This is a genomic window from Rhodopseudomonas palustris, assembly GCF_003031265.1.
GTDB classification, from domain to species: Bacteria; Pseudomonadota; Alphaproteobacteria; order Rhizobiales; family Xanthobacteraceae; genus Rhodopseudomonas; species Rhodopseudomonas palustris_H.
Genome location: NZ_CP019966.1, coordinates 4,413,172 through 4,435,030, shown reverse-complemented (window position 1 = coordinate 4,435,030; position 21,859 = coordinate 4,413,172). Strand labels below are relative to the sequence as shown.

At 64.7% G+C, this 21,859-nt stretch carries 22 protein-coding genes; 7 read left to right on the top strand and 15 right to left on the bottom strand.

Features of this window, described 5'->3' with window-relative positions:
- Positions 1 to 207: 207 nt before the first annotated feature.
- The 7 genes from RPPS3_RS20540 to RPPS3_RS20510 form a co-directional block, all read right to left on the bottom strand.
- On the bottom strand, positions 208 to 795 hold the full coding sequence (locus RPPS3_RS20540) for a hypothetical protein (RefSeq protein ID WP_107345719.1): 588 nt from the start codon (positions 793 to 795) through the stop codon (positions 208 to 210).
- Between the two features lie 172 nt (positions 796 to 967).
- Positions 968 to 1,663, bottom strand: a complete 696-nt coding sequence (locus tag RPPS3_RS20535) for an ABC transporter ATP-binding protein (protein ID WP_107345718.1) — start codon at positions 1,661 to 1,663, stop codon at positions 968 to 970.
- Positions 1,663 to 2,412 (bottom strand): ABC transporter ATP-binding protein, encoded by a 750-nt coding sequence (locus RPPS3_RS20530; RefSeq protein ID WP_107345717.1) that lies wholly within the window; start codon positions 2,410 to 2,412, stop codon positions 1,663 to 1,665. The genes RPPS3_RS20535 and RPPS3_RS20530 overlap by 1 nt, the downstream gene beginning before the upstream one ends.
- Complete coding sequence (locus RPPS3_RS20525; protein ID WP_107345716.1) at positions 2,409 to 3,710, bottom strand: branched-chain amino acid ABC transporter permease; 1,302 nt, start codon at positions 3,708 to 3,710, stop codon at positions 2,409 to 2,411. The genes RPPS3_RS20530 and RPPS3_RS20525 overlap by 4 nt, the downstream gene beginning before the upstream one ends.
- Complete coding sequence (locus RPPS3_RS20520) at positions 3,707 to 4,654, bottom strand: branched-chain amino acid ABC transporter permease (protein WP_107345715.1); 948 nt, start codon at positions 4,652 to 4,654, stop codon at positions 3,707 to 3,709. The genes RPPS3_RS20525 and RPPS3_RS20520 overlap by 4 nt, the downstream gene beginning before the upstream one ends.
- Positions 4,655 to 4,782: 128 nt before the next feature.
- Positions 4,783 to 6,015: a branched-chain amino acid ABC transporter substrate-binding protein gene (locus tag RPPS3_RS20515; protein WP_107345714.1), complete on the bottom strand. Its 1,233-nt coding sequence runs from the start codon at positions 6,013 to 6,015 to the stop codon at positions 4,783 to 4,785.
- A gap of 242 nt (positions 6,016 to 6,257) precedes the next feature.
- Complete coding sequence (locus RPPS3_RS20510; RefSeq protein ID WP_107345713.1) at positions 6,258 to 7,103, bottom strand: uroporphyrinogen-III synthase; 846 nt, start codon at positions 7,101 to 7,103, stop codon at positions 6,258 to 6,260.
- A 131-nt stretch (positions 7,104 to 7,234) separates the two neighbouring features.
- On the opposite strand from RPPS3_RS20510, the gene purU reads away from it, so the two are divergent.
- Positions 7,235 to 8,098, top strand: a complete 864-nt coding sequence (gene purU, locus RPPS3_RS20505; protein WP_107346704.1) for a formyltetrahydrofolate deformylase — start codon at positions 7,235 to 7,237, stop codon at positions 8,096 to 8,098.
- A 2-nt stretch (positions 8,099 to 8,100) separates the two neighbouring features.
- Here the strand turns inward: purU and RPPS3_RS20500 are convergent, their stop codons facing one another.
- Both RPPS3_RS20500 and RPPS3_RS20495 read right to left on the bottom strand, forming a co-directional pair.
- Complete coding sequence (locus RPPS3_RS20500; RefSeq protein WP_107345712.1) at positions 8,101 to 8,688, bottom strand: DUF2939 domain-containing protein; 588 nt, start codon at positions 8,686 to 8,688, stop codon at positions 8,101 to 8,103.
- Between the two features lie 55 nt (positions 8,689 to 8,743).
- Entirely contained in the window at positions 8,744 to 9,040 is a 297-nt protein-coding gene (locus RPPS3_RS20495) for a hypothetical protein (protein WP_107345711.1), read from the bottom strand.
- 340 nt (positions 9,041 to 9,380) lie between these two features.
- Here RPPS3_RS20495 and RPPS3_RS20490 point away from each other — a divergent pair, with 340 nt between their 5' ends.
- The 6 genes from RPPS3_RS20490 to RPPS3_RS20465 all read left to right on the top strand — a co-directional run bounded on the left by RPPS3_RS20490 (position 9,381) and on the right by RPPS3_RS20465 (position 15,280).
- Entirely contained in the window at positions 9,381 to 10,559 is a 1,179-nt protein-coding gene (locus tag RPPS3_RS20490; protein ID WP_107345710.1) for an ABC transporter substrate-binding protein, read from the top strand.
- Positions 10,560 to 10,744: 185 nt separating this feature from the next.
- A complete protein-coding gene (locus tag RPPS3_RS20485) occupies positions 10,745 to 11,611 on the top strand; it encodes a branched-chain amino acid ABC transporter permease (protein WP_107345709.1) in 867 nt (288 codons plus the stop codon).
- The gene (locus tag RPPS3_RS20480; RefSeq protein WP_107345708.1) at positions 11,611 to 12,639 is read left to right on the top strand and encodes a branched-chain amino acid ABC transporter permease; all 1,029 of its coding nucleotides are present in this window, start codon (positions 11,611 to 11,613) and stop codon (positions 12,637 to 12,639) included. The genes RPPS3_RS20485 and RPPS3_RS20480 overlap by 1 nt, the downstream gene beginning before the upstream one ends.
- Entirely contained in the window at positions 12,636 to 13,388 is a 753-nt protein-coding gene (locus RPPS3_RS20475; protein ID WP_107345707.1) for an ABC transporter ATP-binding protein, read from the top strand. Before RPPS3_RS20480 ends, RPPS3_RS20475 begins: the two co-directional genes overlap by 4 nt.
- A gap of 38 nt (positions 13,389 to 13,426) precedes the next feature.
- Entirely contained in the window at positions 13,427 to 14,143 is a 717-nt protein-coding gene (locus tag RPPS3_RS20470; protein WP_107345706.1) for an ABC transporter ATP-binding protein, read from the top strand.
- A gap of 15 nt (positions 14,144 to 14,158) precedes the next feature.
- Positions 14,159 to 15,280, top strand: a complete 1,122-nt coding sequence (locus RPPS3_RS20465) for a cobalamin-independent methionine synthase II family protein (RefSeq protein WP_107345705.1) — start codon at positions 14,159 to 14,161, stop codon at positions 15,278 to 15,280.
- A 229-nt stretch (positions 15,281 to 15,509) separates the two neighbouring features.
- Here the strand turns inward: RPPS3_RS20465 and RPPS3_RS20460 are convergent, their stop codons facing one another.
- The 6 genes from RPPS3_RS20460 to RPPS3_RS20435 all read right to left on the bottom strand — a co-directional run bounded on the left by RPPS3_RS20460 (position 15,510) and on the right by RPPS3_RS20435 (position 21,739).
- On the bottom strand, positions 15,510 to 16,214 hold the full coding sequence (locus RPPS3_RS20460) for an ABC transporter ATP-binding protein (RefSeq protein ID WP_107345704.1): 705 nt from the start codon (positions 16,212 to 16,214) through the stop codon (positions 15,510 to 15,512).
- A complete protein-coding gene (locus RPPS3_RS20455) occupies positions 16,207 to 16,989 on the bottom strand; it encodes an ABC transporter ATP-binding protein (RefSeq protein ID WP_107345703.1) in 783 nt (260 codons plus the stop codon). The genes RPPS3_RS20460 and RPPS3_RS20455 overlap by 8 nt, the downstream gene beginning before the upstream one ends.
- Positions 16,986 to 17,930, bottom strand: coding sequence for a branched-chain amino acid ABC transporter permease (locus RPPS3_RS20450; protein ID WP_107345702.1), 945 nt, complete (start codon positions 17,928 to 17,930; stop codon positions 16,986 to 16,988). Before RPPS3_RS20450 ends, RPPS3_RS20455 begins: the two co-directional genes overlap by 4 nt.
- Before the next feature lie 3 nt (positions 17,931 to 17,933).
- On the bottom strand, positions 17,934 to 18,806 hold the full coding sequence (locus RPPS3_RS20445; RefSeq protein WP_107345701.1) for a branched-chain amino acid ABC transporter permease: 873 nt from the start codon (positions 18,804 to 18,806) through the stop codon (positions 17,934 to 17,936).
- Positions 18,807 to 18,971: 165 nt separating this feature from the next.
- Positions 18,972 to 20,153, bottom strand: coding sequence for an ABC transporter substrate-binding protein (locus RPPS3_RS20440; RefSeq protein ID WP_107345700.1), 1,182 nt, complete (start codon positions 20,151 to 20,153; stop codon positions 18,972 to 18,974).
- Positions 20,154 to 20,428: 275 nt separating this feature from the next.
- Entirely contained in the window at positions 20,429 to 21,739 is a 1,311-nt protein-coding gene (locus RPPS3_RS20435; RefSeq protein ID WP_107345699.1) for a UDP-glucose dehydrogenase family protein, read from the bottom strand.
- Between the last annotated feature and the right edge of the window lie 120 nt (positions 21,740 to 21,859).

Genomic DNA, 21,859 nt, shown 5'->3' with positions numbered 1-21,859 from the left:
TACCGTTGACGCAGATATCTGCCCGGCAAGGCGACCCGATGCCGCAGCGGTCGTGTTGTTATCGCAATGCAACAAACACGGCTTAGCGGCGGCGCCAGATCGTTGCGGTGGCGTCGCCGATCGGCAGCGCGTAGCTCGCATGTAATGGAGCTGATGGTCCGATCATCCCGCTGGCCGACAATGTCAGCTCTTTTGATTCCAGGGATGCTACTCGCTGGATGAGCGGGCTGCCGAATCGACGTACAGCCGCGAGAAGACCATGCCGATGAAAATCGAGATCATGGCGGCGCTGAAGGCGTTCATCGAGAACAGGCCGGCATATTCGGCCGGCTGGTAGCTGTGCGGCGGCGGCGCGTAGCGATCGTGCAGGAACAGGTAGGCCGCGACCGGCACGCCAGACAGCGGCAGCATCAGCAGGCGCTCGCTGGGACGAAACAGCACGCTGGCCAGCATCGCGCAGGGCAGTAGAAACAGTTCGACCCCGGAGGGCACGCCGAGCAGCCAGGTGCAGAATATCGTGTTGCCGGTCGCGATCAGGGACAGCGTCACCCGCCCGAGCCGTGATTGGAGACGGGCCAGCGCCGGCACCGCGAGGAAGCACGGAAACGACAGCAGCGTCAGCAACAGCCATGGCATCCCGCCTGTGCCCCCGACGAATGCGACATACAGCGGATAAAACGGCCCGTTGCCGGCCAGCACCAGGGCCACCAGGTTGCCGGTGGCGGCGAGGGGATCGGGATTATCGGCGTAAGCGCGAAACCAGTCGGTGGCGCGGAGCAGGGCAGGGGGCAGCATCGGTCTCACAAGGGGTCGGCGAACGGGCCGGAAGGGTAGCCTGGAACCAGACCGCCGGGAAAGCGTCCGTGATGTGCGCTGCTCGGGTGCCAGGGTCTCACACCGCGGGGATCTTCCCGTCCCGAGAGGCAGGCCCAAGCCTCATCCTTGCCGAAACTGAGCCGCTCGTGGCTCAGACCTCCAGCCATTCCTTGCGGATGGCGGCGTTGGCCTTGAGGTCGTCGGGGGTGCCTTCGAACACGATCTTGCCGTGGCCCATCACATAGACCCGGTGCGAGATCCGCATCGCGATCGACAGCTTCTGCTCGACCAGCAGGATGGCGACGCCGCGGCGGGCGATTTCGGCGATCAGGTCGCCGACCTGCTGCACGATGATCGGGGCCAGCCCTTCGGTCGGCTCGTCGATCATCACCAGCTCGGGATCGCCCATCAGCGTCCGGCAGATCGTCAGCATCTGCTTCTCGCCGCCGGACAGCACGCCGGCCGGAGTGTCGGCACGGGCCTTGAGGTTGGAGAACATATCGAGCATGTCCTCCAGCTTCCATTTGCCGGGGTTGCGCGGGTTCTTGATGCCGAGCATCAGGTTCTGCCGGACCGTCAGGCCCGGGAAGATGTCGCGATGCTCGGGGACGTAGCCGAGCCCGAGATGCGCGATCTTGTAGCTCGGCAGCCCGGCGATGTTCTTGCCCTTGAACAGGATGCTGCCGTGCGGCGGCACTTCGCCCATGATCGCCTTGACCGTGGTGGAGCGGCCGACACCGTTGCGGCCGAGCAGGCTGACCACCTCGCCGGCGTCGATATGCATGTCGACGCCCTGCAGGATGTGGCTTTTGCCGTAATAGGCGTGCAGGTCTTTGACCTCGAGCATCAGGCCGCTTCCTCGCCGAGATAGGCTTCCTTGACCTTCGGATTGCCGCGGATTTCGTCCGGCGTTCCCGAAGCGATGATCTGGCCGTAGACCAGGACCGAGATGCGGTCGGCGAGGCCGAACACCACGCTCATGTCGTGCTCGACGATCAGCAGCGTGCGGCCTTCTGTGAGGCGGCGGATCAACGTGACCGCGCGTTCGGTCTCCGCATGGCTCATGCCCGCGGTCGGCTCGTCGAGCAGGATCACATTGGCGCCGCCGGCAATCGTGATGCCGATCTCGAGCGCGCGCTGTTCGGCATAGGTGAGCAGGCCCGCAGGGACGTCGCGACGCGAGGTCAGGTGGATGTCTTCCAGGATCTGCGCGGTACGCTCGCGCACCTCGGGCAGATTGTCGACGTTCTTCCAGAACGCGTAACGATGCCCGGTCGCCCACAGCACGGCGCAGCGCAGGTTTTCCCACACCGTCATGTTGGCGAACACGTTGGTGACCTGGAACGAGCGCGACAGCCCGCGGCGGTTGATCTGGAACGGCTTCATGCCGGCGATCTCTTCGCCGCGCAGCAGGATGCTGCCGGTGGTCGGCCGCATGTAGCCGCTGATCAAATTGAAGGTGGTCGACTTGCCGGCGCCGTTCGGGCCGATCAGCGCGTGGCGTTCGCCTTGGGCGATCGTCAGGTTGATGTTCTGGATCACCTTGGTGACGCCGAAGCTCTTTTCGACGCCGCGGAGTTCGATCGCGGTGCTCATAGGGCGTGAACCTTGGCGCGGGCGGCGGTCAGCGTGGTGTCCCAGGTCTGCGTGACCCGGCTCCACGCCATCTTGGCGAGGATGAAGCCGCCGATGATCAGCACTGCCGAAGTCACCCAGGTCAGCGGGCTGGCGGCATTGAACGGAATGCCGAACGCCACCCGGTTTGGATCTTCGTGTGGATTGACGGTGTAGTGCACGGTGGTCTCGATCATCAGCATCAGCCCGACGCACAGCGCCAGCGTCGGCAGGGCGGCCATCACATAGCTCGGCAGCATCCGCGTCAGCATGCCGGCGCGCATCAGCGGCCGATGCATCATCAGGACGCCGGTGATGCCGCCCGGTGCGAACAGCACCACGATGATGAAGAACAGGCCAAAATACAGTTGCCAGACCTGGGTCAGGTCGCTCAGCACCAGCGACAGCACGGTGACGAAGATCGCGCCGACGATCGGGCCGATGAAGAAGCCGATGCCGCCGATATAGGCCGCGAACAGCACGGTGCCGGATTGGACCGCGCCGAGATAGGCCGAGTTGGCGATCTCGAAATTGATCGCAGCGAGCGCTCCGGCGATGCCGGCGAAGAAGCCCGAGAAGCAGAACGACAGATAGCGCACCACGTGCGGATCGTAGCCAACGAACTGCACCCGCTCCGGGTTGTCGCGGACGGCGTTGCACATCCGGCCCAACGGCGTCCGGGTCAGTGCGTACATCGCGATGATTGCGATCAGAGTCCAGGCGGCCACCAGGTAATAGATCTGGATCTGCGGACCGAACGACAGGCCGAATACCTTGAACAGCTTGGTGCGGTTGGCCGAGATGCCGGCCTCGCCGCCGAAGAAGCTGCGGAGGATCAGCGCCGAGGAGGCGACCAGCTCGGCGAGGCCGAGCGAAATCATCGCGAACGCGGTGCCGGAGCGCTGGGTCATCACCCAGCCGATCAAGGCAGCGAAGAACAAGCCGGCGAACCCGCCGATCAGCGGCACAAATGGCAGCGGTATCGGCCATTTGTTGAAGCCGAGGATGTTGATGGTGTGGATCGCGAGGAAGCCGCCGAGGCCGTAATACACCGCGTGGCCGAACGACAGCATCCCGGTCTGGCCGAGCAGGATGTTGTAGGACAGCGCGAAGATGATCGAGATGCCGACCAGGCTGAACGTCGTCAGCGAGCCGCCGGAAGCGAATAGCTTCGGCAGCAGTAGCAGCACCAAAGCGGTGGCGATCCAGAGTCCGTAGAACTTGGCACGTTCGGACAGCGTCGGCCGGGGCGGCGCGGCGCTGGAGGCGAGGTCGGTCATGTTTCTCGGGTTCCCAACAGCCCCATCGGCCGGAAGATCAGGATGAGCACGAGCAGCAGATACGGCATGATCGGTGCGATCTGAGCGATGGTCACGTTCCAGATGTCGTTGAGCCAGGAGGCCGCGAGATCAGGACCAAGCGGACCGAACAGCGAGGCGGGCGAGGCATTGATCGACACCGCAAAGGTCTGCAGCAGCCCGATCAGCAGCGAGGCGATGAACGCGCCGGGCAGCGATCCGAGGCCGCCGACCACGACGACGACGAACAGGATCGGACCGAGCAACGCCGCCATGTTGGACTGCGTCACCAGCGACGGGCCGGCGATCACGCCGGCAACGGCGGCAAGTGCGGTGCCGACGCCGAACACCAGCATGAAGATGCGTTCGACGTTGTGGCCGAGATGGGCGACCATGTGCGGATGGGTCAGCGCCGCCTGAACGATCAGGCCGATCCGGGTCTTTTTCAGCGCGACCAGGAGGCCGACGAAGATCACCACCGACACCGCCAGCATGAACATCTTGTAGGCGGGATAGTTGGTCGAGAAGATCGTGAAAGCCGGGAAATCCAGCAGCGCCGGGGTGCGGTAGTCGACCGGGACCTTGCCCCAGATGATCGAGACCACTTCCTCGATCGCGAAGGCGAGCCCGAAGGTGAACAGCAGTTCGGCGACATGGCCGTTGCGGTGGACGCGGCGCAGGCCAAAACGTTCGACCGCGGCGCCGATGGCGCCAGCGAGCAGCGGCGCGATCAGCAGCGCCGGCCAGAACCCGGTCCAGCGGCTGATCTGATAGCCGAAGAAAGCGCCGAGCATATAGAAGCTGGCATGAGCGAAGTTCAGCACGCCGAGCATGCTGAAGATGACGGTGAGCCCGCTCGCCATCAAGAACAGCAGCATTCCGTACAGAACGCCATTGAGGGTGGAAATGACGATCAGTTCGAGCATGATGGGGTTAGGCCGCCTGACGATGTGAGGTCGTCATGGCCGGGCTTGTCCCGGCCATCCACGTCTGTTGTGAGTCCACGCCGAAGGCGTGAATGCCCGGCACGAGGCCGGGCATGACGGGGTGAGGCTTACGGCCGGTCCATCTTGCAGGTGGTCGGCAGCATGGTCTGAGCAGTGTCGATCTTGGCGACCTGCTTCCAGCCCCAGCCGGTCTTTTCTTCATCGAACTGGCCGGCCGGAATGTCACCGAACGACGAGATGTAGATCGGCTGGAAGAACTGGTGGTCGTCCTTCCGCATGATGCCTTCGCCGCCGTCCAGCACTTCGAACTTCATGTCTTCGAGCGCCTGCGCGACCTTCACCGGATCCAGCGACTTGGCCTTTTCGGCCGCGGCCGCGAACATCCGCATCTCGTTCACGGCGCGCGGATACCACAGGCTGAGGTCGACCTTGGCGCGGAACGCCTTTTCGAAGTCCTGTGAGGGCTTGTGATCGACGTTGGCGAAGCCTTCGGTGATCTGGAACACCTGATGGTTGAGGCCGGTCTGCTTGATCGCGGTCGGGCCACCGGCGCCGCCGGCGTAGTAGGTGTACCAGCTCACCTTGAGGCCGGCGTCTGCGGCCGCCTTCAGCAGCAGCGCGATGTCCTGGCCCCAGTTGCCGGTGACGACGGTGTCGGCGCCGGACGCCTTGATCTTGGCGACGTAGGGCGCGAAGTCGGAGATCTTGAGCAGCGGATGCAGTTCGTCACCGACGATCTGGATGTCCGGACGTTTCTTGGCCAGCATCGCCCGGGCCTGGGTCCGCACCGACTGACCGAAGGAGTAATCCTGGTTGATCAAATAGACCTTTTTGATCGCCGGGACGTCCTTCATGTAGTTGGTGAGCGCTTCCATCTTGATGTCGGAGTTGGCGTCCCAGCGGAAGTGCCAGAAGCTGCACTTCTCGTTGGTCAGCACAGGATCGACCGCGGCGTAATTGAAGTACAGAACTTCCTTGCCGGGGTTGCGCTCATTGTACTTGGTGAGGAAGTCGGACAGCGCGCCGGCGACCGACGAGCCGTTGCCCTGGGTGACGTAGCGCACGCCGGCGTCGATCGCCTTCTGCGCCTGGATCAGGCTTTCCTGCGGATTGGTCTTGTTGTCGAGCGGAACGATCTCGACCTTCTTGCCGAGGATGCCGCCCTTGGCGTTGAGTTCGTCGGCGAGATATTGGAAGGTCTTGAGGCCGCCTTCGCCGACGCTGGCGCCGCCGCCGGACAACGGATCGATGTAACCGATCTTGACGGTCTCTTGCGCCATCGCAACCGATCCGAACATCGGCAGCGCGATAGCGACGGCTGCAAGCAGAGCTTTACGCATTTAGCAGTCCTCCCTGAAAACTTTATTCGTTAGATCGTTGTTTCGGTGTTAGCCCAGATCAGTCGTGCGTTTCAACCGCCCTTTGCTGACGATTAGTTAATAAACACCGGCTCCGTCATTGGTCGGTAGCTAGTTGCCGAGCGACGCATCATGCCGTCCAAAAGATGGACGGCGCCTCCGGTTCAAATTCCGTGCAATGGAACCAAGCGATCGGCTGGGCCGAGTGTTGACGACCTGGTGCGTCAACCCGCTGCGGTGTTGCGCGGCGCGCGTCTGCCGAGTGCGACGATCATCGCGCTGATCAGCGGCTTCATGAAGAACGCCTCATTGGCAGGGGTGATGGTCGGCGCGAAGCCGTGCGCGGCAAGTTCCTCGTTGACCACCGGACCCACCGAGGCGATCGGCGTGCGGCTTAATCCCTCGCGCAGGCGGTCTTCGCAGGCATGTGCGCGGGCGACGTCGAACAGCCGCCGCACCTGACCGGAACTGGTCAGCGCCAGCGCGTTGACGCGGCCTTGCGCCATCTCCTCGACTGCGATGACGACCGTCTGTTCGGCCGCGCGCGCGTCGTAGGCATAGGGCAGCACCGCATCGACGATCGCACCTTGCGCCGTGATGGCATCGAGCAGCGCGGCGTGGTCACGTTCGGGATAGAGCTGAACGCCGATCCGGCGGCCCGCGAGATCATAACGTTTCAGCGTGGCGGCGACGCCCTCGGAGGTCGGCGCTTCGGCAGTCACCTGCGGCTCCAGCCCGATCTCGCGCAAGGCACGGCCCGGCTTCGGTCCCCGGATGAAGGTTCGCGTCCGGCCCACCGCCGCGACGAAAGACTGCTCGCGGCCGGTCGCGCGGGCCAGCTTGGTCAGGCGTCGCAGCCCTTCGCCGGTCAGCAGCACCAGATCGTCGAACGGCACGGCGATCAGCCGGTCGATCCAAGCGGAGACCGGGGCCGGGTCGGGCGCATCGCGGATTTCGAACATCGGGCACTGCAGGACGTCGGCGCCCTGTTCGGCCAGCAGCCGGGCGAACTGAGCCTCCTCGCGGGTCTCCAGGATCAGGATACGGGTGCCTTGGAGCCGTTCGGCCATGCAGTCTCGCCCTTCGCCCATTGTCGGGGCATCTTGCGCCGGTCTCCGGGATTGGCGCAAGCGATGCGGCGATGCTACAGCAGGGCACCGCAACGAGTTCCAGCGCCGCCGGCGCTGCCGCCCAGATCGCCATGCCCCATCATCAGTATGTCCTGACTCTATCGTGCCCGGATCGTGCCGGGATCGTCTCCGCGGTGAGCACGTTCCTGTTCGAGAACGGACAGAACATTCTCGACGCGCAGCAATACAACGATACCGAGAGCGGCCACTTCTTCATGCGGGTTGTGTTCAACGCCGCCGAGAAGGTGATTCCGCTGGCGTCGCTGCGGACCGGCTTCGGCGTGATCGCTGCCAAGTTCACGATGGGCTGGCACATGCGGGACCGCGAGACCCGGCGCAAGGTGATGCTGCTGGTGTCGCAGTCCGACCACTGTCTGGCGGACATTCTGTATCGCTGGCGGGTCGGCGACCTGCACATGATCCCGACCGCGATCGTCTCCAACCACCCGCGCGAGACCTTCAGCGGTTTCGATTTCGGCGATATCCCATTCTACCACTTCCCGGTGAACAAGGAGACGCGGCGGCAACAGGAGGCGGCGATCACCGCCCTGATCGCCCAGACCCACACCGATCTGGTGGTGCTGGCGCGCTACATGCAGATCCTGTCGGACGAGATGTCGGCGCGGCTCGCCGGCCGCTGCATCAACATCCACCACTCGTTCCTGCCCGGATTCAAGGGTGCGAAGCCGTACCACCAGGCGTTCGACCGCGGCGTCAAGCTGATCGGCGCCACCGCGCATTACGTCACCAGCGCGCTCGATGAGGGCCCGATCATCGATCAGGACGTCGAACGCATAAGCCATCGCGACACCCCGGCCGATCTGGTGCGCAAGGGCCGCGATATCGAGCGCCGGGTGTTGTCCCGGGCGCTGCACTATCACCTCGACGACCGGGTGATCCTCAACGGCCGCAAGACGGTGGTGTTCACCGACTGAGGCTATTTCACCGGCAGCGTCGCGGCGAGCGCGCGGGCGACGCGGCTCGGCAGCACCAGGCCGGCGAGCTGCCAGCCCGAGCCGGCGAAGTGCAGCCGGATTTCGCTGTAGCTGTCGGCATCGGTGGTGTCGCTGATCCGCACCGCGAATTCGACCGGCTCGACGAAACGGAACCGGCCGAGCGTCGCCAGCACGTTCTTGGTGTCGATGGTGCCGAGCTGAGGCAGGCCGGCGATCGGCGGCAGGTCCTGGACGCCTTCGAGCTTTCCGGTCTTCAGCAACTGCGTCAGATGGTCCGGCGTCAGCATTTTGGCGATCATCGCGTCGGCGATGCCAAGGCCGGCGGCGCGCACCAGCATGCGCTCGGAGGGACGGATCTCGCGGGTCTGTCCGATCCGTTCGAGATAGGCCGCGACGATCTGGTCGGCCAATGACTGCGTTAGCGATTTGACGTCGGTGCGGGCGATTACGCCAGCGCCGTCGCCGCTGCGCACCGCGTCGGCAAGGCCGCCGAGCGAGACGACTGCGGAGCCGACATAGACGATGACCAGAATGATGAGCGCGGCGAGGCCGCCGAAGAACCAGCGCATGATGGTCCAAAACTCCGAGAGACGCGGGAGTCGAGGACGACCGCTGGCGTTCGTCCTATCGGGCCGGCGCGCCCGCGGGCGGCTGTCCGGCTTCGGCAGCCTTTGCCGCTTCGAGCTTTTCCCGCTCGGCCGCCGGCATTTTCCGGAGCCGTTCCTGCTCCTTCATATAGGCGTCGTACCTGGCGGTACCAGGGCGCGGCGGGGCGTCAGCCGGCAGTCCGCCGGCCCACTGCGGCACATAGTCCGCCATCCCGGTGGTGAGCGCGCTGTTGATCGAGCCGCAGCCCGTCAGCGCGCCCAGCATCACCACGGCGCACGCCAAGCGCAGTCCCCGAACCATCCCAACTCGCATCGATACATCTCGCTTCGTCGTCACCGGCAGAAGGCGCCGGTGCGGCTGTCTACCGCGTTCCGACGAACGTTCCAAACCCGCACCGCTATTGGATAACAGCATACCTGATATCGCACCATCATTTCAGTTTCCGTGGCAATGATATGGCCAAGCCTGCGTCGGAACCGTGGACGTCGGATCGTCGGCAACATCGTTGTCGTCGGCCGGTGTGACATCATCCGGCGCCTTGACGCTCCGCCCGCCGACCATCGCGCGCTTCGTGAGACAGCGTCACGCCGTGTCGGCTAAGGTGGGATGGGCCATAAGCCTCGACAAAGAGGCAAGGGAAAAGGAAACACTCATGCGGATGGGCAGACGAACGCTGTTGCAGGCAGCCTTCATCGCACTGGCAGGCGCCGCGCCGATCGCGGTGGCGCATGCGGAGGACACCGTGAAAATCGGCCTGATCGTGCCGATGACCAGCGGCCAGGCGTCGACCGGCAAGCAGATCGACAACGCCGTCAAGCTTTACATCAAGCAGAACGGCGACACCGTCGCCGGCAAGAAAATCGAAGTGATCCTGAAGGATGACGCCGCGGTGCCGGACAACACCAAGCGGCTCGCACAGGAACTGATCGTCAACGACAAGGTCAACGTCATCGCCGGCTTCGGCATCACCCCCGCCGCATTGGCCGCGGCGCCGCTCGCCACCCAGGCGAAGGTGCCCGAAGTGGTGATGGCGGCCGGCACCTCGATCATCACCGAGCGCTCCCCCTACATCGTCCGCACCTCGTTCACGCTGCCGCAGTCCTCGACTGTGATCGGCGACTGGGCGGTGAAGAACGGCATCAAGAAGGTGGTGACGCTGACGTCCGACTACGCGCCCGGCAACGACGCGCTGGCCGCCTTCAAAGAGCGCTTCACAGCCGGCGGCGGCCAGATCGTCGAAGAGGTCAAGGTGCCGCTCGCCAATCCGGATTTCGCCCCGTTCCTGCAGCGCGCCAAGGACTCAAAGCCGGATGCGATGTTCGTGTTCGTGCCGGCCGGGCAGGGCGGCAACTTCATGAAGCAGTTCGCCGAACGCGGCCTCGACAAGTCGGGCATCAAGGTAATCGGTCCCGGTGACGTGATGGATGATGACCTGTTGAACAGCATGGGCGATGCCGCGATCGGCGTGGTCACCGCCCACATCTACTCGGCGGCGCATCCGTCGGAGAAGAACAAGGCGTTCGTCGCCGCCTACAAGAAGGAATTCGGTCAACGGCCGGGCTTCATGGCGGTCGGCGGCTACGACGGCATCCACCTGATCTACGAAGCGCTGAAGAAGACCGGCGGCAAGGCCGACGGCGACTCGCTGATCGCCGCGATGAAGGGCATGGCCTGGGAGAGCCCGCGCGGCCCGATCTCGATCGATCCCGACACTCGCGACATCGTCCAGAACGTCTACATCCGCAAGGTCGAGAAGGTCGACGGCGAGCTCTACAACGTCGAGTTCGACAAGGTCGACGCGGTCAAGGACCCGGGCAAGACGAAGAAGTAGTCGCGGTGCGACGAGCCGTCGTCATGGCCGGGACAAGCCGGGTATGACTGGAAACATCCACGCGTCATTCCGAGGCGCGCGAAGCGCGAACCCGGAATCTCGATCGGTCAACAACCTCTGGATTCCGGGTTCGCTCGCTAGCGCGAGCGCCCCGGAATGACGACAGAGAACTGATTGTTCCTTTTATGACCCTGCTCACCATCCTGTTCGACGGCGTTGCTTACGGCATGCTGCTGTTCGTGCTCGCATGCGGGTTGGCTGTGACGCTGGGGCTGATGAATTTCGTCAATCTCGCGCACGGTGCGTTCGCGATGGCCGGTGGCTATGTCTGCGCAGTGCTGGTCAATCGCGCCGGCTGGCCGTTCTTCGCCGCGCTGCCGCTCGCCTTCCTCGCTAGCGCCGCGATCGGCGCGGTGCTGGAGCGGCTGTTGTACCGTCATCTCTACGCCCGCACTCATCTCGATCAGGTGCTGTTCAGCGTCGGGCTGGTGTTTATGTCGGTCGCCGCAGTCGACTACATCATGGGCTCGTCACGGGTCTTCATGCAGCTGCCGGAGGCGCTGCAGGGGCAGATCGACCTGTTCGGCGTCGGCATCGGCCGCTACCGGCTGATGATCATCGTGATCTGCGGCCTTCTGACCGTCGGCCTGCAACTGACCCTGGCGAAGACGCGGTTCGGCAGCCGGCTGCGTGCGGCGGTCGATGATCCGCGCGTCGCATCCGGCCTCGGCATCAACGTGCCGCAGGTGTTCGCGCTGACCTTTGCGTTCGGCTGCGGGCTGGCCGGCTTCGGCGGTGCGCTCAGCGCCGAGATCCTCGGGCTCGATCCGTATTTCCCGCTGAAGTTCATGATCTACTTCCTGATCGTCGTCACCGTCGGCGGCTCCTCTTCGATCACCGGGCCGTTCCTCGCCTCGCTGCTGCTCGGCATCGGCGACGTCGCCGGCAAATACTATCTGCCAAAGCTCGGGCCGTTCGTGATCTACACCATCATGATCGTGATCCTGATCTGGCGTCCCAATGGCCTGTTCGGCCGCACCGCGGCGCGCTGATGAGCATGTCGACTCCTCCCGAAAACGTCGGCTTCCACGCCCGCCGCACCGCGCGATGGCACTGGGCCGAGTTCGCGTTCTGGGCCTTGCTGATCGGCTGCGGCCTGCTGTTTCCGTCGCGCTATCTGATCATGACCGAGATCGTGCGGCTCGGCCTGTTCGCACTGTCGCTGGATCTGATCCTTGGCTATGCCGGCATCGTCTCGCTCGGCCACGCCGCATTCTTCGGCGTAGGCGCCTATAGCGCTGGCCTGCTGGCGCTGCACGGCATCGTCGGCGAACCGGTGCTGGCGCTGCTGGTCGCAGGTCTCGTCGCCGCTGTGCTCGGCTTCGCCACTAGCTTCCTGGTTATTCGTGGCGTTGATCTCACCCGGCTGATGGTGACGCTCGGCATTGCGCTGCTGCTCGAAGCGCTGGCGGAGCGGTTCTCCAACATCACCGGCGGCACCGACGGCCTGCAGGGGATCGTGATGCAGCCGCTGCTCGGCATCTTCGAGTTCGACATCTTCGGCAAGGTCGGATTCTGGTACACCGTTGCGGTGCTGCTGGTGCTGTTCCTGCTGGCGCGCCGGGTGGTGCATTCGCCATTCGGCCTGTCGCTGCGCGCGATCCGCAACAACCCGCTGCGCGCCTCGGCGGTAGGCATCCCGGTCAACGCCCGGCTGGTCGCGATCTACACCTTCGCGGCGTTCTATGCGGGGATCGCCGGCGCGCTGTTTACCCAGACCACCCAGCTCGCCTCGCTCGACGTGTTCTCGTTCGAGCGTTCGGCTGATCTGATCCTGGTGCTGGTGCTCGGCGGCACAGGTTATCTGTATGGCGGACTGATCGGCGCGGTGGTGTTCAAGCTGCTGCAGGAGACCTTCTCGATCCTTACGCCGCAATACTGGCTGTTCTGGATCGGCCTGGTGCTGGTGGTGATCGTGTTGATCGGCCGCGAGCGGCTGCACCGCTGGGTGCTGTTCCTACCACGTGCGATCGTGCGCGCGGTGCGGGGCGGCAAGCCCGCGGCGGGAGACGCAAAATGACCCTGGCGCTGCAAACCATCGGGCTGGAGAAGCACTTCGGCGGGCTCAACGTCACCCGTAACCTGTCGCTCAATGTCGAAGCCGGCGCGCGCCATGCCCTGATCGGCCCCAACGGCGCCGGCAAGACCACGGTGATCAACCAGCTCACCGGCGTGCTCAAGCCCAACGGCGGCCGCATCCTGCTCGAGGGCCACGACATCACCCAAATGCCCGTGCACAAAAGGGTGCTGCGCGGGCTGTCGCGCACCTTCCAGATCAACCAGCTCTATGCCGACCTGACGCCGCTCGAGACCATCGGGCTCGCCGTGTCGGAGCGCTCTGGTCATGGCGGCGACTGGTGGCGGCGGATGGGCACGCGTGCCGATATCAACGACGAGATCGCCGAGAACCTCGAGCGCTTCAAGCTGCTCGACGTGATGAACGAGCCGACCGGCACACTGCCGTATGGCAAGCAGCGGCTGCTTGAGATCGCGGTAGCGATCGCTACCAAGCCGCGGGTGCTGCTGCTCGACGAGCCCGCCGCGGGTGTGCCGGAGAGCGAGCGCCACGACATTCTCGCCGCGGTCGCCGGCCTGCCGCGCGAGGTGACGGTGCTGCTGATCGAGCACGACATGGACCTGGTGTTTTCGTTCGCCGACCGCATCTCGGTGCTGGTCTCCGGTGCGCTGCTGACCGAAGGCACGCCTGAAGAGGTTGCGCACGATCCGCAGGTCAAGGCGGTTTATCTCGGCGAGGATGCCCATGTCTGAGCTCGTAACGTCTGAGCTCGAAATGCCTGAGCTGGCCAATGTCTGACTTGCTTGCGATCGATCAGCTTCGCGCCGGCTATGGCGAGGCGGTGGTGCTGCCGTCGATGTCGCTGCGTCTTGCGGAAGGCGAAGTCCTGGCTCTGCTTGGCCGCAACGGCACCGGCAAGACCACGCTGATCAACTCCATCGTCGGCGTCACCCGCCGCTTCTCCGGCACCATCGCGGTCGGCGGCGTCGATGTCACCGCGCTGCGCCCGGATCAGCGGGCGCGGGCCGGGATCGGCTGGGTGCCGCAGGAGCGCAACATCTTCAAGTCGCTCACCGTCGAGGAGAACCTTACTGCGGTGGCGCAGCCGGGGCCGTGGACGGTGGCGCGGGTGTACCAGATGTTTCCGCGGCTTGAGGAGCGACGCAGCAATTTCGGCAATCAGCTCTCGGGCGGCGAGCAGCAGATGCTGGCGATCGGCCGTGCGCTGACGCTCAATCCCAAGGTGCTGCTGCTGGACGAGCCGACTGAGGGCCTCGCGCCGATCATCGTTGACGAATTGCTAACCGCGCTCGGCACCATCACCCGCTCCGGCGGCATCTGCACGATCATCGTCGAGCAGAACGCGCGAAAAATCCTCCAGCTCGCGGATCGGGTTGTGATATTGGAACGCGGCGCGATCGTGCATGATGCGGCGAGCGCGGCGCTGAAGGATGATGCCGCAACGTTGGAACGCTATCTGGGCGTCTCCGGCGGAGCCAAGAGCTGACCTTGGGGAGTGACAATGACGCAAAGAACAAAGCCACCGTTCCGAGCCGACGAGGTCGGCAGCCTGCTGCGGCCGCAGAAGATCAAGGAAGCCCGCGCCAAGCTGGAGAAGGGCGAGATCACCGCCGCCAATCTGCGCGAGATCGAAGACATGGAGATCGAGAAGGTCGTCCATAAGCAGTCGGCGATCGGGCTGAAGCTCGCGACCGACGGCGAGTTCCGCCGCTCATGGTGGCACTTCGACTTCTTGAGCCATCTCACCGGCTGCGAGCTCTACCATCCCGACACCGGCATTCAGTTCGCCGGCGTGCAGACCCGCAACGATTCGATCCGCGTCATCGGCAAGCTCGACTTCCCCGACGACCATCCGATGCTCGATCACTTCCGCTTCCTCAAGAAGCACGCCGACATCGCGCATGTGACGCCGAAGATGACCATTCCGTCGCCGGCCGTGCTGCATTTCCGCGGCGGCCGCAAGGCGATCTCCAGCGAGGTTTATCCGGATCTCGATGGCTTCTTCCAGGATCTCGCCAAGACCTATCGCAAGGCCGTGAAAGCGTTCTACGACGCCGGCTGCCGCTATCTGCAATTCGACGACACCGTGTGGGCGTATCTGTGCTCTCAGGACGAATTGCAGAAGGCACGTGCCCGCGGCGACAATCCGGACAATCTGCAGCAGATCTATGCGCGGGTGATCAACTACGCGATCGCCGATCGACCGGCCGACATGGTGATCACCACCCACGTCTGCCGTGGCAATTTCCGCTCGACCTGGATCTCTTCGGGCGGCTACGAACCGGTGGCGGAGACGCTTCTCGGCGGTATCAATTACGACGGCTATTTCCTGGAATACGACTCCGAGCGCGCCGGCGGCTTCGAGCCGCTGCGCTTCCTGCCCAAGGGCAACAAGGTCGTGGTGGTCGGCGTCATCACCTCGAAATTCGGCGAACTGGAGAGCAAGGACGCGATCAAGCGCCGGCTCGAAGAGGCGTCGAAATTCGTGCCGCTCGACCAGCTCGCGCTGTCGCCGCAATGCGGCTTTGCCTCGACCGAAGAGGGCAACATCCTGTCCGAGCAGGAGCAGTGGGACAAGCTCCGCCTCGCGGTGGAAGTCTCCTGGGACGTTTGGGGCAAGTAAGCAGTCTCGTTCCGACCTTTGGATCTGCTTGATGGCCGGGCTTGTCCCGGCCATTTGCGTTTCAAACGAGCCCTGTCATTCAGGGGCGCGCGCGAAGCGAGTGAACCGGGAATCCAGAAGTTATGGCGATGCGGGGTGCTCAACAGCTCCAGTTTCCGGGTTCGCGCTCCGCGCGCCCCGGAATGACGGTGTGGGGGACGGAGGCTGACGGAGTGCCTATCGCCTGGCGTTAGTCGAGCCCGAGATACGCCGCCTTCACCTTCGGATCGGTGAGCAGCTCCGCGGCGGGGCCGGCGTGAACGATGCGGCCGGTTTCGATCACGTACCCGCGGTCGGCGATTTCGAGGGCGGCCGCGGCGTTCTGTTCGACCAGCAGGATGGTGATGCCACTGTTACGCATCGCAACCACGGCGTCGAGGATCTGGTCGACCAGGATCGGCGAAAGCCCGAGCGAGGGCTCATCGAGGAGCAGCAGCTTCGGCTGGCCCATCAGGGCGCGGCCGATCGCCAGCATCTGCTGTTGGCCGCCGGACAGGCCGCTGGCTTGCTGGTCGCGCTTGTCCTTCAGGATCGGAAACATCGAATAGACGCGCTCGCGGTCGGCCTCGATGCCGTCGTCCTTGCGCAAATAAGCGCCGAGCCTGAGATTGTCGGCGACACTGAGCGGGCCGAATATCTGGCGCCCCTCGGGCGACTGGGTGATGCCGAGGCCAACGCGCTTGTGCGGCGCCAGCTTGTCGATGCGTTGGCCGAGAAACCGGATTTCTCCGCCGGACACCGGCTGCACGCCGGACAGCGCCCGCAGCAGCGTTGTCTTGCCGGCGCCGTTGGAGCCGATCAGCGCGACGACTTCACCGGCACGTACTTCGAGGCCGATGCCTTTAAGGACGTCGATCCGGCCGTAGCCGCTGTGCAGGTCCTTCACCTCAAGCACGCGCCGCCTCCCGCGCGCCGTGGCGTCCGAGATAGGCTTCCGCCACTAGCGGATTGTGCCGCACCTCGTCGGGCGTGCCTTCGACCAGCATCCGACCCTGATTGAGCACCAGGATGCGATGCGAGATCTTCATCACCAGCTTCATGTCGTGTTCGACCAGCACCACCGCGATTCCCTGGTCGGCGACGCGGCAGATCAGGCGGTCGATTTCCTCGGTCTCGACCGAATTGCACCCGGCTGCCGGCTCGTCGAGCAGCAGCACCCGCGGTTCGGCGGCGAGCGCGCGGGCGATCTCCAGCCGCTTGCTCGCGCCATACGACAACGAGCCGGCTGCGACGTCGGCGACATCGCGCAGGCCGACCTGATCGAGCAGCGTGAGCGCTGCCGCGCGGGTGGCGCGGTTCTGCCGCGTCACCGAGGTCAGGCGCAGTAGATCGGCAAACAGGCTGCAGCGCTCCTGCAGATGCCGCCCGACCATCACGTTCTCGGCGGCGGTCATGCGGTGGAAGATCTGCAGGTTCTGGAAGGTGCGCGACAGCCCACGGGTGGCGAGTTCGTCCGGCGGCAGGCCGGTGACGTCGCGGCCGTCCAGCTCGATCCGGCCGTGGTCGGCGGCGTACATGCCGGAGACGACATTGAACAAAGTGGTCTTGCCGGCGCCGTTTGGGCCGATGATCGACAGGATTTCGCCGGGCGCCACCGTGAAGCCGACGCCGTCGATCGCTTTGACGCCGCCGAATGCGATGCCGACATCGCTGACCTTCAGAAGCGTCATCGCCGCGCCCTCATGGTCAGCTTCGCCAGCATCGGCACCATGCCGTCGCGCATGAAGATCATCGACACGATGATGATCAGGCCGAGCAGGAAATGCTCGTAGTTCTGAAACACCGTCAGCAGCTGCGGCAGCACCACCAGCACCGCGGCGCCGACGATGCTGCCGACGATCGAGCCGAGGCCGCCGAGCACCACCATCGTCACCAGCTCGACCGAATGCAGGAAGCCCGCCTGATCCGGATTGACGAAGCCGTTCATCATTGCCAGCGCCGAGCCGGCGATCGAGGCGTACACCGCGGCGATGACGAAGGCCTGCAGCTTGAAGCGTTCGACATGCACGCCAGCGGTGCGCGCGGCGATCTCGCTGTCGTGCAGCGCCCGGAAGGCACGTCCGGTGGGCGTGTCGTCGAGGTTGAGCGCGAACCAGGTGCCAATCAGCAGCAGCCCCGCCGTGATCCAGTACCAAGTGTTCGAGCCGGAGACGCGCCAGCCGAACAGACTGAGCTTCGGCACCGGCATGCCGTCAGGCCCCCCGGTCCAGCCGCTTTCGGTGGTAATCACCATCGCTACCAGCACGCCAAGCCCGAGCGTGGCGATGGCGAGGTAATGCCCCTTCAGCCGCAGGATGGGGCGGCCGACCAGAAAGGCGAGCAGGGCGGAGAGCAGAGCGCCGACGAGCACGGCGAGCAGCGCGTTGAGGCCTAAATGCGCCGGCCCGATCGCCACCGCATAAGCGCCGATACCGAAGAACCCGGCATGGCCGAGGCTGACCTGGCCGGCTTTGCCCATCAGAATATTGAGCCCGACCGCCGCAAGCGCCGACACCCAGACCAGCGAGGCGACGCGGAAGTAATAGCTCGATGGAAACAGCAGCGGCAGCACCGCCATCACGACGGCGAGCGTGACCAGAATGACGGACCGGCGTCCGAACAGGTTCAGCATCACTCAAACCCGCTCGACGGTACGACGGCCGACCAGCCCCTGCGGCGCGACGAACAGCACGGCGAGGATGACGATGAAGGCGATGGCGTCCTTATAGGTCGACGACACGTAGCCGGCGCCGAACGATTCCAACAGGCCCAGCAACAAGCCGCCGATCACGGCGCCGAGCGGATTGCCCATGCCGCCGAGCATCGCGGCGGCAAAGCCTTTCAGCGCCAGCAGCGTGCCGACGTCGTAGCTGGTCAGGGTGATCGGGGTGATCAGGATTCCGGCGATGGCGCCGATCGCGGCCGAGCCGCCGAAGGCGAGCGCCATCACGGTGGCAACGTTGACGCCGACCAGCCGCGCCGCGAGCCGGTTGGCGGCGGTGGCGACCACAGCCTTGCCGATCAGCGTCCGCTCCATCACGTAGTACAGCGTCAGCACCACCAGGGCCGCGCCGCCGAGCACCCACAGGCTTTGCGGCTGGATCACCGCGCCGAAGAGGTGGATCGGCGTGTCGCCGGAGAAGGCCGGCAGCTTGTGGAATTGCTTGTCGAACACGATCTGGGCCGCGCCGCGCAGCAGGATTGAGGCGCCGATGGTGATGATAATGAGTGAGACCGCGGAGGCGCCGCGCGCCGGCGCGATTGCGAGCCAATACAGCAACAGCCCGACCACCACGGCGACGATCACCGCCAGCAGGGCCGCCAGCGGTAGCGGCACGCCAGCCGCGTACGCAAACACGGTGACCATGCCGCCGAGCATGACGAATTCGCCCTGGGCGAAATTGACGACGTCGGAGGCGTGATAGACCAGCGTGAAGCCGAGCGCGACCAGCGCATACACCGCTCCGACCGTCAGCCCCGAGATCAAGAATTGCAGCAGTTCGGACATGGCGCCGGAGTGACTTTCAGATCGATTGAACGCGGCAGATCGCCCAGAGCTCTCGTCATTCCGGGGCGCGCGTGAAACGCGCGAACCCGGAATCCAGAAGTTGTTAGGTCGAGATTCCGGGTTCGCGGGCGGGTGCCCGCGCCCCGGAATGACATCCGACTTTGCTCAGCTTCCCGGCTGCACCAGCATCCAATCGCCGTTCTTGACCTCGAGCATCCGGAACGCCGAAAGGTCGAGGCCGAGGTGATCGGTCGGCGACATGGTGACGATGCCGCCGGTGCCGACGAAGCCCTTGGTGGCTTCGATCTCGTCGCGAACCTTCTTCGGATCGGTCGACTTCGCCCGCTTCATCGCATCCACCAGGATGTAGAGGCCGTCATAAGCGTGACCGCCGAAGGTCGAGACCGGCTGCTTGGTGGTGTCTTCGTAGGTCGCCTTGTACTCGGTCACGACCTTCTTCTGAGGATCGTTGTCCGGCAGCTTGTCGGCGACGAGCAGCGCGGCGGCGGGCAGCCGCACGCCTTCGGCCGCCGGGCCGGCGAGCTCGATGAAGCTCTTCGAGGCGACGCCGTGGCTCTGGTAGAACGGCGTCGACGACATGCCGAGCTGCGCGTAGTTGCGGGTGACGATCGCCGGGCCCTGGCCAAAGCCGGGATTGACCACCGCCTCGACGCCCGGGGCAGCCTTGATCTTGGTGAGCTGCGCCGTCATGTCGCTGTCGCGCGGGCCGTAGGTTTCTTCGGCCACGATGCTGACGCCGTAGTTCGGCGCGACCTTCAGACACTGCGCACGCATTGACGATCCGAAGCCGTCGGTGCCGGAGATCATCGCCACCTTGGTGAATTTGCGCGCCTTGATGTTCTCGAAGATCTTCTCGCACGCCATCTTGTCGGTGTGCGGGGTCTTGAACACGTATTTGCGGACAGGATCGATGATTTCGACCGCGCCGGCAAACGAGATGAACGGGATCTGTGCTTCCTCGAACACCGGGATCATCGCCATCGTGGTGCCGGTGGTCGAGCCGCCGATCATCGCCACCACTTTGTCGTCCTCGACCAGGCGGGTGGCGAAAGTGCGCGCCTTGTTGGCGTCGCCGCCGTCGTCATAGACGACGAGTTCGATCTTCTTGCCATCGACGCCGCCCGCGGCGTTGATCTTGTCGACATACATCTTCAGCGTCTTGTCCTCGGGATCGCCGAGGAACGACGCGGGGCCGGTGATCGACAGCACCGAGCCGAGCTTGATGGTGGATTGCGCCAATGCGCCGTGCATCAGCGAGAAGCTGGACAACGCCAGAGCCGTCGCGCCGACGGCGACGCTGCGCAGGACATGCGTGTAGCGAGACATGAATCTGTTTCCTCCGTTGCAGGCTGCGCTTCTTGCGAGCGCCTTTGGCCTGATCCAATCCCGGTGCCTTGTATACGACGCCGACCGCGCCGATCGCACCTTATGCTTTCTGCTGATCGTAAAGCTTAACCGAACGGTCGGTCAATAGTGTTGCGCAAGCGCGCGCCACCGCGGCCGCTGGTGCGGCGCGATCAGCAAGCAGGATGGAGATCGGAGAGGCGGGTGCCGTGCGGCAGCGGCCGGCGCTACAAAAATCAGCAGCGCCGGCGAGGCAACTACGCGTCGCCGCGGCCGACGCTGTGATAGCTGAAGCCGTGCTCGGCCATTTCGGAGGGGCGGTAGATGTTGCGCAGGTCGACGACGATCGGCTGGGCCATTGCGGCTTTCAGCCGCGGCAGATCGAGCGCGCGGAATTGCACCCACTCTGTGACGATCACCAGCGCGTCGGCGCCCTTGGCGCAGTCGTAGGCGTCTTCGCAATACGTGATGTCCGGCAGCTCCGCCTTGGCCTGCGCCATGCCGGCGGGATCGAACGCTTTCACTCGGGCGCCCATGTCGGTTAGGCCGGTGACGAGTGGGATCGACGGCGCCTCACGCATGTCGTCGGTATCCGGCTTGAAGGTCAGGCCGAGCACCGCGACGGTCTTGCCGCGCATGTTGCCGCCGAGCGCGTGCGAGACCTTGCGGGCCATTGCGCGCTTGCGATTGTCGTTGACGGCGAGGACGGCCTCGACGATCCGCACCGGCACGTCGTGGTCATGGGCGGTCTGTACTAGCGCGCGGGTGTCCTTGGGAAAGCACGAGCCGCCGAAGCCGGGGCCGGCGTGGAGGAACTTGGAGCCGATCCGATTGTCCATGCCGATGCCGCGGGCGACGTCCTGGACGTCGGCGCCGACCTTCTCGGCGAGGTCGGCCATCTCGTTGATGAAGGTAATCTTGGTCGCCAGGAACGCGTTGGCGGCGTATTTGATCAGCTCGGCTGTGCGCCGCGCGGTGTACATCAGCGGGCCCTGGTTCAGCGACAGCGGCCGGTAGATCTCGCCCAGCACCTTGCGGGCGCGCTCGTCATTGGTGCCGATCACGATCCGGTCCGGGAACTTGAAGTCGCGGATCGCGGCGCCCTCGCGCAGGAATTCGGGGTTCGAGGCCACTGCCGCATCGGCGGCGGGATTGGTCTCGCGGATCAGCCGCTCGACCTCGTCGCCGGTGCCGACCGGGACCGTCGACTTGGTCACCACGACAGTGAAGCCCTTTAGGGCAGCGGCGATTTCCTTTGCAGCCGCATACACATAGGACAGGTCGGCATGGCCGTCGCCACGCCGCGACGGCGTTCCAACGGCGATGAACACCGCGTCCGCTTCACCCACTGGGGCGGTTAGGTCGGTGGTGAAGTCCAGCCGCCCGGCCTTGACGTTGGCTGCGACCAGCTCGTCAAGTCCTGGTTCGTAAATGGGAATTTCGCCTCGATGCAGGGCCGCGATCTTGCTGGCATCCTTGTCGACGCAGGTCACTTGATGGCCGAAGTCCGCAAAGCAGGCCCCAGACACCAGCCCCACATAACCCGTCCCAATCATCGTGATGCGCATCGCTCAATCCGTTCCGTAAGCCGCCCGGAGCCACCGGACTTGCGCGCCTCTTAGCAGACGGATTGCTGTTTCCCAATGACAGTTTGATGGTGGCATAACCCTGTTTGCACCGATTTATCG

What these genes read in the sequence shown, in the direction of transcription:
- RPPS3_RS20540 (WP_107345719.1), bottom strand. Translation starts at nt 795, where the DNA reads ATGCTGCCCCCTGCCCTGCTCCGCGCCACCGACTGGTTTCGCGCTTAC.
- RPPS3_RS20535 (WP_107345718.1), bottom strand. Translation starts at nt 1,663, where the DNA reads ATGCTCGAGGTCAAAGACCTGCACGCCTATTACGGCAAAAGCCACATC.
- RPPS3_RS20530 (WP_107345717.1), bottom strand. Translation starts at nt 2,412, where the DNA reads ATGAGCACCGCGATCGAACTCCGCGGCGTCGAAAAGAGCTTCGGCGTC.
- RPPS3_RS20525 (WP_107345716.1), bottom strand. Translation starts at nt 3,710, where the DNA reads ATGACCGACCTCGCCTCCAGCGCCGCGCCGCCCCGGCCGACGCTGTCC.
- RPPS3_RS20520 (WP_107345715.1), bottom strand. Translation starts at nt 4,654, where the DNA reads ATGCTCGAACTGATCGTCATTTCCACCCTCAATGGCGTTCTGTACGGA.
- RPPS3_RS20515 (WP_107345714.1), bottom strand. Translation starts at nt 6,015, where the DNA reads ATGCGTAAAGCTCTGCTTGCAGCCGTCGCTATCGCGCTGCCGATGTTC.
- RPPS3_RS20510 (WP_107345713.1), bottom strand. Translation starts at nt 7,103, where the DNA reads ATGGCCGAACGGCTCCAAGGCACCCGTATCCTGATCCTGGAGACCCGC.
- purU (WP_107346704.1), top strand. Translation starts at nt 7,235, where the DNA reads ATGCCCCATCATCAGTATGTCCTGACTCTATCGTGCCCGGATCGTGCC.
- RPPS3_RS20500 (WP_107345712.1), bottom strand. Translation starts at nt 8,688, where the DNA reads ATGCGCTGGTTCTTCGGCGGCCTCGCCGCGCTCATCATTCTGGTCATC.
- RPPS3_RS20495 (WP_107345711.1), bottom strand. Translation starts at nt 9,040, where the DNA reads ATGCGAGTTGGGATGGTTCGGGGACTGCGCTTGGCGTGCGCCGTGGTG.
- RPPS3_RS20490 (WP_107345710.1), top strand. Translation starts at nt 9,381, where the DNA reads ATGCGGATGGGCAGACGAACGCTGTTGCAGGCAGCCTTCATCGCACTG.
- RPPS3_RS20485 (WP_107345709.1), top strand. Translation starts at nt 10,745, where the DNA reads ATGACCCTGCTCACCATCCTGTTCGACGGCGTTGCTTACGGCATGCTG.
- RPPS3_RS20480 (WP_107345708.1), top strand. Translation starts at nt 11,611, where the DNA reads ATGAGCATGTCGACTCCTCCCGAAAACGTCGGCTTCCACGCCCGCCGC.
- RPPS3_RS20475 (WP_107345707.1), top strand. Translation starts at nt 12,636, where the DNA reads ATGACCCTGGCGCTGCAAACCATCGGGCTGGAGAAGCACTTCGGCGGG.
- RPPS3_RS20470 (WP_107345706.1), top strand. Translation starts at nt 13,427, where the DNA reads ATGTCTGACTTGCTTGCGATCGATCAGCTTCGCGCCGGCTATGGCGAG.
- RPPS3_RS20465 (WP_107345705.1), top strand. Translation starts at nt 14,159, where the DNA reads ATGACGCAAAGAACAAAGCCACCGTTCCGAGCCGACGAGGTCGGCAGC.
- RPPS3_RS20455 (WP_107345703.1), bottom strand. Translation starts at nt 16,989, where the DNA reads ATGACGCTTCTGAAGGTCAGCGATGTCGGCATCGCATTCGGCGGCGTC.
- RPPS3_RS20450 (WP_107345702.1), bottom strand. Translation starts at nt 17,930, where the DNA reads ATGCTGAACCTGTTCGGACGCCGGTCCGTCATTCTGGTCACGCTCGCC.
- RPPS3_RS20445 (WP_107345701.1), bottom strand. Translation starts at nt 18,806, where the DNA reads ATGTCCGAACTGCTGCAATTCTTGATCTCGGGGCTGACGGTCGGAGCG.
- RPPS3_RS20440 (WP_107345700.1), bottom strand. Translation starts at nt 20,153, where the DNA reads ATGTCTCGCTACACGCATGTCCTGCGCAGCGTCGCCGTCGGCGCGACG.
- RPPS3_RS20435 (WP_107345699.1), bottom strand. Translation starts at nt 21,739, where the DNA reads ATGCGCATCACGATGATTGGGACGGGTTATGTGGGGCTGGTGTCTGGG.